Source organism: Mesorhizobium sp. M4A.F.Ca.ET.090.04.2.1 (genome assembly GCF_003999085.1).
GTDB lineage: Bacteria > Pseudomonadota > Alphaproteobacteria > Rhizobiales > Rhizobiaceae > Mesorhizobium.
This window is the reverse complement of the sequence record NZ_RZOT01000288.1, coordinates 1-7590: the sequence shown is the minus strand read 5'-3', so window position 1 is coordinate 7590 and position 7590 is coordinate 1. Positions and strand designations below refer to the sequence as shown.

Here is a 7590-nt window from a genome sequence, read left to right as displayed (position 1 = left end):
ACTGGGAAGAACTCGTCCGCGTGGTGCTCGCATCGTTTCGCGCGGAAAGCGCCAAATATGTCGGCGACCCGGACTTCGACCGGCTGATCGCGCTGATGATGCGTTCAAGTCCCGAGTTCCGCGACTGGTGGCCGCAGCGTGATGTGGCGCGGAGATTGTCAGGGGTGAAGCATGTCAGGCACCCGAGCGCCGGCGCCATGACATTCGAGCATATGAGCCTTTCGATCGACGACGGTTCCGACATGCGGCTGATCGTCTACACGCCGCTTGCCGAGCAGAATTCGATCGCCAAATTGCAGAAGCTGCTCGACGCGCTGCCGGCCGATCGGCGCAGCGCCTGACGCCATCTACACTTTCAGCCCTTCGGCTTCAGCCCGTCGATGAACAATTGCTCGAGGAAGCGCGCGGCGTCCTCGAAGCGGCCGTCGCCGCCGCGGTCGGCGCCAAGCACGGCGCGGACTTGGACGTCGAAATCGGCATAGTGCTGCGTCGTTGCCCAGATCGAGAAGATCAGGTGCCAAGGGTCGGTGCGAGCGATCTTGCCGGCGCGCATCCAGCCCTTGATGACGGCCGCCTTCTCGTCGACCAGCGTTTTCAGCTCGCCTTCCAGCAGCGGCATGATGCGCGGCGCGCCCTGCAGGATCTCATTGGCGAACAGCCGGCTCTCGCGCGGGAAATCGCGCGCCATTTCGAGCTTGCGCCTGATGTAGCTGCGCAGCTCGGTGAGAGGGTCGCCGATGTCGTCGAGTTCCCTGAGCGGCGCCAGCCACGTCTCGAGCAGCCGCTCCATCAGCGTTTCGTGAATGTCTTCCTTGCGGCGGAAGTAGTAGAGCAGGTTCGGCTTCGACATGCCGGCCGCTTCGGCGATCTGGTCGATGGTAGAGCCGCGAAAACCGTTGGTGGAGAAGACCTCGAGCGCGGCTTCCAGGATCAGCTCGCGCTTTTCCTGCTGGATGCGGGTGCGGCGGGGGGGGGAACCTTCCATGGCGGCCGTCACCCCCGTAAACCTTCGCCGCGAGCGTCATCTGGACCAATTCTCTGGACCAGTTTTTCCTTGGCCTGTGGAGCGCGCTTCCGATGCCGCATTTCCGTTAGTAATCCCTTGACCGCCGACATGGCGGTGCTAACGTTTGTCCAATCGGTCAAAATTTGCGTAGCACGAAAACGCAGCTGAGACCAAGTGCTGGGAAGACCAAGCGTTAGCCGCACCGAAACAGGTTACAAGGGGAAGTCTTGGTCATGTCCAACCGGCTGAAAGTCACGCCGAACGATCTCAGCGCATTCTGGATGCCGTTCACGGCGAACCGGCAATTCAAGCAGGCGCCGCGCATGTTCGTGTCCGCCAAGGACATGCATTACACCACCAGCGACGGCCGCAAGGTGCTCGACGGCACCGCCGGTCTCTGGTGCGTCAATGCCGGCCACTGCCGGCCGAAGATCACCGAGGCGATCCAGCACCAGGCGGCCGAGCTCGACTATGCGCCGGCCTTCCAGATGGGCCACCCGATCGTCTTCGAACTGGCGAACCGCCTGGTCGACATCGCGCCGAAGGGCATGGACCATGTCTTCTTCACCAATTCCGGCTCGGAATCGGTCGATACCGCGCTGAAGATGGCGATCGCCTATCACCGCGCCAGGGGCGAGGGCTCGCGCACCCGGCTGATCGGCCGCGAGCGCGGCTATCACGGCGTCAATTTCGGCGGCATCTCGGTCGGCGGCATCGTCAACAACCGCAAGATGTTCGGCACGCTGCTCGGCGGCGTCGACCATATGCCGCATACGCATCTGCCGGAAAAGAACGCCTTCTCCAAGGGCGTGCCGGAGCATGGCGCGGAACTCGCCAACGAACTCGAGCGCATCGTCGCGCTACATGACGCCTCGACCATCGCGGCCGTTATCGTCGAGCCGGTGGCCGGCTCGACCGGCGTCATCCTGCCGCCGAAGGGCTATCTGCAGAAGCTGCGCGAGATCTGCACCAAGCACGGCATCCTGTTGATCTTCGATGAGGTCATCACCGGCTTCGGACGCCTCGGCACACCGTTCGCCGCCGACTATTTCGGCGTCACGCCGGACATCATGACCACCGCCAAGGGCGTCTCCAACGGCGTTATCCCGATGGGCGCGGTGTTCGTGACGAAGGAGATCCACGACGCCTTCATGACCGGACCCGATCACATGATCGAGTTCTTCCACGGCTATACCTATTCGGGCAATCCGATCGCCTGTGCCGCGGCGCTCGGCACGCTCGACACCTACAAGGACGAAGGCCTGCTGACCCGGGGCGAGGAGCTGGCGCCCTACTGGGAAGATGCGCTGCATTCGCTGAAGGGCGAGCCGAACGTCATCGATATCAGGAACATCGGCCTGATCGGCGCGATCGAACTGGCGCCGATTGCCGGGCAGCCGACGAAGCGGGCCTTCTCGGCCTTCGTCAAGGCGTTCGAGCACGGCGCGCTGATCCGCACCACCGGCGACATCATCGCGCTGTCGCCGCCGCTGATCATCACAAAGGGTCAGATCAACGAATTGATCGACCATCTGCGCGATGTTCTGAGGTCGATAGACTAGACTGCTTTGTCCGGTTGGGCGGCGTCGGGAACCGCCGCCCGATCGGATCGTGAAATGAGAGGACTTTGAATGGCGGCCCCCGGCGAGAATCTGCGAATCAATTCAGACCGTTTGTGGGATTCCATCATGGAGATGGCGAAGATCGGCCCCGGCATTGCCGGCGGCAACAATCGCCAGACCGTGACCGACGAGGACGGCGAGGGCCGGCACCTGTTCAAGCGCTGGTGCGAGGCCGCGGGCCTCGAAATGGGGCTCGACGAGATGGGCACCATGTTTGCCCGCCGCGAGGGCACCGATCCCAGTCTGCCGCCGGTCTATGTCGGCAGCCATCTCGACACCCAGCCGACCGGCGGCAAGTATGACGGCGTGCTCGGCGTCCTCGGCGGGCTGGAAGTCGTGCGCTCGCTCAACGATCTCGGCATCAAGACCAGGCACCCGATCGTCGTTACCAATTGGACGAACGAGGAAGGCGCGCGCTTCGCGCCGGCCATGATGGCCTCCGGCGTCTTCGCCGGCGTGCTCGACCAGGCCGACGTCTACGAACATGTCGACAAGGACGGCAAGAAGTTCGGCGAGGAGCTGGAGCGCATCGGCTGGAAGGGCACCGAGAAAGTCGGCGAGCGCAAGATCCACGCCTTCTTCGAACTGCATATCGAGCAGGGGCCTATTCTTGAAGATGAAGGCATCGACATCGGTGTCGTCACGCACGGCCAGGGCCTGAAATGGCTGCAGGTGACGCTGACCGGCAAGGAGGCGCATACCGGCTCGACGCCGATGCCGAAGCGCCGCAATGCCGGGCTCGGCATGGCGCGGGTGATCGAGCTGGTGCACGAGATCGCCATGGACTATCAGCCGGACGCTGTCGGCGCTGTCGGCCATATGCAGGCCTATCCGAACTCGCGCAACATCATTGCCGGGCGCACCGTCTTCACCATCGACATCCGCTCGCCGGAAAAGGAGGTGCTCGACGCCATGGACGCGCGCGTGCGCGAAGGCATCGACACGATCTGCGATGCGCTCGACATCAAATACCAGATCGAGCAGGTCGGCCATTTCGATCCGGTCACCTTCGACAAGGGCTGCGTCAAGGCGATCCGCGATGCAGCCGACCGGCTCGGCTACACGCATCGCAACATCGTCTCGGGCGCCGGCCACGATGCCTGCTGGATCAACCGCGTCGCCCCGACAGCGATGGTGATGTGCCCCTGCGTCGACGGGCTCAGCCACAACGAGGCCGAAGAGATCACCAAGGAATGGGCCGGCGCCGGCGCCGACGTGCTGTTCCATGCCGTGGTGGAGACGGCTGTCATCGTGGAGTGAGGTCTGAAATTTAGAATTCAACGCTGCTCGCAAAGAAGCGCGACTGGAACAGGGGAACGAGAAAATGACCAAAGTGATCAGGAACGGCACGATCATCACGGCCGACCGCACCTGGAAAGCAGACGTGCTGATGCAGCACGGCAAGATCGTCGCCATCGGTTCGAACTTGCACGGCGATCATGAGTTCGACGCCACCGGCTGCTACGTCATGCCGGGCGGCATCGATCCGCACACTCATCTCGAAATGCCGTTCATGGGCACCTATTCGGCCGACGATTTCGAATCCGGCACCCGCGCGGCACTGTCCGGCGGCACGACCATGGTGGTCGATTTCTGCCTGCCGGCGCCGAAGCAGTCGCTGCTCGAAGCCTTGCAGATGTGGGACAACAAGACCTCGAAGGCGGCCTGCGACTATTCCTTCCACATGGCGGTCACCTGGTGGGGCAAGCAGGTGTTCGACGAGATGGCGACCGTCGTCGACAGAGGCATCACTTCGTTCAAGCACTTCATGGCCTACAAGGGCGCGCTGATGGTCGACGACGACGAGATGTACGCGTCGTTCCAGCGCTGCGCCGATCTCGGCGCGCTGCCGCTGGTGCATGCCGAAAATGGCGACGTGGTCGCTGCGCTTTCGCAAAAGCTTCTCGCCGCCGGCAACAACGGTCCGGAGGGGCATGCCTATTCGCGGCCGCCGGAAGTGGAGGGCGAGGCGACCAACCGCGCCATCATGATCGCCGACATGGCCGGCGTGCCGCTCTATGTCGTGCACGTTTCCTGCGAGCAGGCGCATGAGGCCATCCGTCGGGCGCGGCAGAAGGGCATGCGGGTGTTCGGCGAGCCGCTGATCCAGCACCTGACGCTCGACGAGAGCGAATATTTCAACAAGGACTGGGACCATGCCGCGCGCCGCGTGATGAGCCCGCCCTTCCGCAACAAGCTGCACCAGGACTCGCTGTGGGCGGGCCTGCAGGCCGGATCGCTGCAAGTGGTGGCGACCGACCACTGCTCGTTCACCACGCAGCAGAAGCGCAATGGCGTCGGCGACTTCACCAAGATCCCGAACGGCACGGGCGGCCTCGAGGACCGGCTGCCGGTGCTGTGGACGACAGGCGTCAACACCGGCCGGCTGACGATGAACGAGTTCGTCGCGGTGACCTCGACCAACATCGCCAAGATCCTCAACATGTATCCGAAGAAGGGCGCCATCGTCGAAGGCGCGGATGCAGACATCCTGGTCTGGGATCCGAAGCGCAAGAAGACGATCACCTCGAAGAAGCAGCAGTCGGTGATCGACTACAACGTCTTCGAAGGCTTCGTGGTGACTGGCCTGCCGCGCTTCGTCTTCTCGCGCGGCGAACTGTCGATCGAGGAGGCGGAGGTCAAGGCCAAGGTCGGCCATGGCGAATTCGTCGCCCGCGAGCCGAACGCCGCGGTCAACCGGGCACTGTCGACCTGGAAGGAGATCAGCGCGCCGCGCAAGGTGGAGCGCACAGGCATTCCGGCGACCGGGGTTTGAGCGTGCGCGTTTCTCATCTTGCGTTTGCGGCCGCAGCGCTGCTCGTCGCTGGTCAGGCTTCCGCGGCGGCGATCGACCTGTCGAAGCCCTATGGCAACAAATCCGGCTGCATCAACAAGAACGGCCAGGAAATCTATGCCGAGGACATGCTGCTGTTGACCGACGAGGCATTCGTCACGGTGGCGAGTGCCTGCACCTTTACCGAAAAGAAGGCACAGGCCGACGGCTCGCTGCTGGTCAAGGCGCAATGCCAGGCGGAAGGCGAGGAGGGTGAGTCACCCGCCCAGTTCACCATCAAGCGCAGCGCCAAGAACGCCAAAAAGCTGGTGATCGCCGACGAGGACGGCAATGTCATGGGAGAAGTCTCCCGGTGCAAATGACGCTTGGAGTTTTTCCCTCGATTCCGAAGCGAGACAGCATTTGTGCGACGCCACGCGATTCCGCTTGGCTGCAAAATGCCCTAGGCGACCAGCGCATCCAGTTCCGGCAGCAGGACGACGCTTTCCTGCTCGTTGGGATCGGTGCGGGCGATGACCGCCGACGAGGGCGCGCCGCTCAGATTGGCGGGCAGATGCGGCACGCCGGCCGGGATATAGAACAGGTCGCCGGCCTTGACGACGATGTGATGCTCAAGGCGGTCGCCATACCAGGTGTGGACCTCGCCGGAGAGCACGTAGATCGCCGTCTCATGGTTCTCATGCATATGCGCCTTGGCGCGGGCGCCAGGCGGCATGGTGAGCACGTGCATGCAGATGCCGGACGAGCCGACCGACTCGGTGGCAATGCCGGCGAAATAGGTCAAACCCTGCTTGCCTTCATAAGTGCTTTCGGGGCGGATAAGATGACAAGTCGGTTTGAGCGACATCGGGGAAACTCCGGGCGTCGGGCTGGCGGGACAAGGCCAATGGGGCAGGGTGAGTGGAAAACAACGTCGCGATAAAAGCAATCGGAATCCAGCTGGCGCCGCAGGCACGGGAACGGGCAGGCGCCAGCCAATGACCGGACAGTCGCCAGCCGTCGTTTCGGCAAGCAAGCTAGGCCTCACCTTCCAGACCAATGACGGTCCGGTGCAGGCGCTGTCCAATGTCGACCTCACCATCGGCAAGGGCGAGTTCGTCTCCTTCATCGGTCCGTCCGGCTGCGGCAAGACGACGTTGCTCAGGGTCATCGCCGATCTGGAGAAGCCGACATCGGGGACCATTTCGGTCAACGGCCTGACGCCGGAGCAGGCGCGCGAGAAACGCGCCTATGGCTATGTCTTCCAGGCGGCCGCCCTTTTCCCCTGGCGCACGATCGAGCGCAATGTGGCGCTGCCGCTGGAGGTCATCGGCCTCTCCAAGGCAGAGCAGGCCGAGCGCATCAAGCGCACGCTGGAACTGGTCAACCTCGCCGGCTTCGAGAAGAAATATCCCTGGCAGCTTTCCGGCGGCATGCAGCAGCGCGCCTCGATCGCCCGTGCGCTCGCTTTCGACGCCGATTTGCTCCTGATGGACGAGCCGTTCGGCGCGCTCGACGAGATCGTGCGCGACCATTTGAACGAGCAGCTTCTGGAATTGTGGGAGCGTACCAACAAGACGATCTGCTTCGTCACCCATTCGATCCCCGAGGCGGTCTATCTCTCGACGCGCATCGTCGTCATGTCGCCACGGCCGGGCCGCGTCAGCGATATCATCGAATCGACCCTGCCGCGGCAACGGCCGCTCGATATCCGGGAGACGCCGGAATTCCTGGCGATCGCCGCGCGCGTGCGCGACGGCCTCCGGGCAGGGCACAGCTATGATGATTGAGCGCCGTCAGGAGCGAGCGCCTGCCCGCGCCTTCGTCATCCCGGGGCGGAGCGCCCGCGATGCGGCGTGCGCAGACCCTAGGATGACGACGAGGAAGGCGCCCGGCCTTCGCTTCGCTCCGGCCACCCTCTCCCCGGTGGGGAGAGGAGAGGGGCAGCGCTGATGGACTCCTTCCGCTCGAAAATCATCCCCGTCACCTCGATCCTCGCGGCCGTGGTGGTCGCCTGGTATGTCTTCGCCGTCGTCCTCAACGCGCCATTCCAGCGCGATCTCGACCAACGCGCCAACGAGACGCCCGGCACTGTCGAGTTCATCGGCAAGACGCTGTCGCAGCCGAAGCCGACGCTGCCGGCGCCGCACCAGGTGGCGGTTAATTTCTTCGAGAACACCTTCCTGCGG

At 63.6% G+C, this 7590-nt stretch carries 7 protein-coding genes and 2 pseudogenes; 7 read left to right on the top strand and 2 right to left on the bottom strand.

The genetic code is table 11. The features are described from left to right. Window positions 1-341: pseudogene (locus tag EN781_RS19990) on the top strand (transcriptional regulator); the annotation flags it as partial. 14 nt (window positions 342-355) lie between these two features. Here EN781_RS19990 and EN781_RS19985 read toward each other — a convergent pair. Next, a complete protein-coding gene (locus EN781_RS19985; protein WP_127400258.1) occupies window positions 356-985 on the bottom strand; it encodes a TetR family transcriptional regulator C-terminal domain-containing protein in 630 nt (209 codons plus the stop codon). A 254-nt stretch (window positions 986-1239) separates the two neighbouring features. Here EN781_RS19985 and EN781_RS19980 point away from each other — a divergent pair, with 254 nt between their 5' ends. The 4 genes from EN781_RS19980 (at window position 1240) to EN781_RS19965 (ending at window position 5784) form a co-directional block, all read left to right on the top strand. Next, window positions 1240-2568, top strand: a complete 1329-nt coding sequence (locus EN781_RS19980; RefSeq protein ID WP_127400257.1) for an aspartate aminotransferase family protein — start codon at window positions 1240-1242, stop codon at window positions 2566-2568. Between the two features lie 69 nt (window positions 2569-2637). Next, a complete protein-coding gene (locus tag EN781_RS19975; protein ID WP_127400256.1) occupies window positions 2638-3888 on the top strand; it encodes a Zn-dependent hydrolase in 1251 nt (416 codons plus the stop codon). A gap of 64 nt (window positions 3889-3952) precedes the next feature. Further along, window positions 3953-5404 (top strand): dihydropyrimidinase, encoded by a 1452-nt coding sequence (hydA, locus tag EN781_RS19970; protein ID WP_127400255.1) that lies wholly within the window; start codon window positions 3953-3955, stop codon window positions 5402-5404. Window positions 5405-5406: 2 nt separating this feature from the next. Further along, on the top strand, window positions 5407-5784 hold the full coding sequence (locus EN781_RS19965; RefSeq protein WP_189347704.1) for a hypothetical protein: 378 nt from the start codon (window positions 5407-5409) through the stop codon (window positions 5782-5784). Window positions 5785-5864: 80 nt separating this feature from the next. On the opposite strand, the gene EN781_RS19960 is transcribed toward EN781_RS19965, so the two are convergent. After that, on the bottom strand, window positions 5865-6269 hold the full coding sequence (locus tag EN781_RS19960; protein WP_127283266.1) for a cupin domain-containing protein: 405 nt from the start codon (window positions 6267-6269) through the stop codon (window positions 5865-5867). Between the two features lie 130 nt (window positions 6270-6399). On the opposite strand from EN781_RS19960, the gene EN781_RS19955 reads away from it, so the two are divergent. Beyond that, the gene (locus EN781_RS19955) at window positions 6400-7191 is read left to right on the top strand and encodes an ABC transporter ATP-binding protein (RefSeq protein WP_126053853.1); all 792 of its coding nucleotides are present in this window, start codon (window positions 6400-6402) and stop codon (window positions 7189-7191) included. A gap of 162 nt (window positions 7192-7353) precedes the next feature. Further along, window positions 7354-7590, top strand: a pseudogene (locus EN781_RS19950) (ABC transporter permease); the annotation flags it as partial.

What these genes read in the sequence shown, in the direction of transcription:
- EN781_RS19985 (WP_127400258.1), bottom strand. Translation starts at nt 985, where the DNA reads ATGGAAGGTTCCCCCCCCCGCCGCACCCGCATCCAGCAGGAAAAGCGC.
- EN781_RS19980 (WP_127400257.1), top strand. Translation starts at nt 1,240, where the DNA reads ATGTCCAACCGGCTGAAAGTCACGCCGAACGATCTCAGCGCATTCTGG.
- EN781_RS19975 (WP_127400256.1), top strand. Translation starts at nt 2,638, where the DNA reads ATGGCGGCCCCCGGCGAGAATCTGCGAATCAATTCAGACCGTTTGTGG.
- hydA (WP_127400255.1), top strand. Translation starts at nt 3,953, where the DNA reads ATGACCAAAGTGATCAGGAACGGCACGATCATCACGGCCGACCGCACC.
- EN781_RS19960 (WP_127283266.1), bottom strand. Translation starts at nt 6,269, where the DNA reads ATGTCGCTCAAACCGACTTGTCATCTTATCCGCCCCGAAAGCACTTAT.
- EN781_RS19955 (WP_126053853.1), top strand. Translation starts at nt 6,400, where the DNA reads ATGACCGGACAGTCGCCAGCCGTCGTTTCGGCAAGCAAGCTAGGCCTC.